Here is a 496-nt window from a genome sequence, read left to right as displayed (position 1 = left end):
GAGTTCGAGCCGCCGCAGGATGACCGCGACCAGGAGGGCGACCTCCTCGACGAACCGGTCGACCACGTCCTGCGCCACTTCGTCGCCGCCCGCCGCGACGGCGAACAGCAGCGGGCACAGGCCGTGGATCGAGTCGGAGTGCAGATCCTCGAAGTGCAGGCGCCGCACCACTTCCAGCACCGAAGACGCCTTGAAGTGCGCGGTGACGGCCGCTTGCAAGGCCGTGCCCGGACCCCGGCCGTCCTCGGCGCGGACGGCCCACCACAGCGCCTCCTCGCCCAGCCGGTAGCCGCCGCCCCAGTCGCCGGAGATCTTGCCCAGCGCCGGGAATCGCTGCTCACGGCCGTCGGCGCTGATGCCGGCGCCGTTGATCCCGGCGCCGCACACCACCGCCACGCCCGTCCCGTCTGCGCTGCCCGCGCGCAGCAGCGCGAGCGTGTCGTTGCCGACGATCAGCGTGTCGCTCCAGCCGCGGGCGGCCAGCGCCGCGTGCAGG

General features: G+C 74.0%; 1 protein-coding gene. It reads right to left on the bottom strand.

All coding sequences use genetic code 11. From position 1 onward, the window contains the following. Positions 1–496: N-acetylglucosamine kinase (locus CFP71_RS42780; RefSeq protein WP_279629278.1), on the bottom strand; the 496-nt coding region annotated here is incomplete at both ends.

It is taken from the genome of Amycolatopsis thailandensis, assembly GCF_002234405.1.
GTDB lineage: Bacteria > Actinomycetota > Actinomycetes > Mycobacteriales > Pseudonocardiaceae > Amycolatopsis > Amycolatopsis thailandensis.
Note: the sequence above shows the minus strand (reverse complement) of the source record. Positions and strands in the feature narration are given on the sequence as shown.